Origin of the sequence: Cetobacterium somerae ATCC BAA-474 (assembly GCF_000479045.1) — a bacterium.
GTDB lineage: Bacteria > Fusobacteriota > Fusobacteriia > Fusobacteriales > Fusobacteriaceae > Cetobacterium_A > Cetobacterium_A somerae.
Genome location: NZ_KI518121.1, coordinates 1,182 through 1,798, shown reverse-complemented (window position 1 = coordinate 1,798; position 617 = coordinate 1,182). Strand labels below are relative to the sequence as shown.

The 617-nt window shown below is 28.2% G+C and carries 1 protein-coding gene; it reads right to left on the bottom strand.

Annotated features, from left to right (window positions below; translation table 11 throughout):
• Nucleotides 1–93: 93 nt before the first annotated feature.
• Complete coding sequence (locus HMPREF0202_RS05290) at nt 94–459, bottom strand: hypothetical protein (protein ID WP_023052226.1); 366 nt, start codon at nt 457–459, stop codon at nt 94–96.
• Between the last annotated feature and the right edge of the window lie 158 nt (nt 460–617).

The window sequence follows — 617 nt, the reverse complement described above, 5'->3', positions numbered from 1 at the left end:
AAATCAGTTTTAATGATATCTCCTAAATTTTCCTTAACAAACATAGTTTTATCTTGATCATAGACAATAGTTTTAGGCACACCACCAAAGAGCTCAAAAGTTTTGTAATGATATTGTACAATATCGCTTGATGTAAAATAGCAAATTTATATCTTGAGAAAGATAATACCATAGTAAATAGATAAAGCTTTTTAGTTTTTTGTCTTCAGTAAGAAGATTAATCTGTCCCATATATACTTGCGCTTGCTCTCTTTCTTTAAGCCAAGAATATATATCCATTTTTCTTCCAACAATTCTTTGTTTGTATTGTGTTCTAAGAAGTTCAAATTCTTCAGATGACATATTCCAATATTTTTTGATAGTTCTAACATCTGAATTTAGTATTCTGGCAATTTGAGTAATTTTAAGATTTTGTTCTTTTAAAGTCTTAATTTTATTAAACATGATCCACCCTTTCATCTGTATCCTCCAGTAGTATTTGTTATACTTAAAGGATACTATATTTTAAAAGAAAGTGTAATCTAGTCTGCCAAAATTACAGCATTGCATTCTGCCGAAAAACCTACAATTTATTATACCACTAACACATATTCAGATAAACAAAAAGAAGTTGGGGT

What these genes read in the sequence shown, in the direction of transcription:
- HMPREF0202_RS05290 (WP_023052226.1), bottom strand. Translation starts at nt 459, where the DNA reads ATGAAAGGGTGGATCATGTTTAATAAAATTAAGACTTTAAAAGAACAA.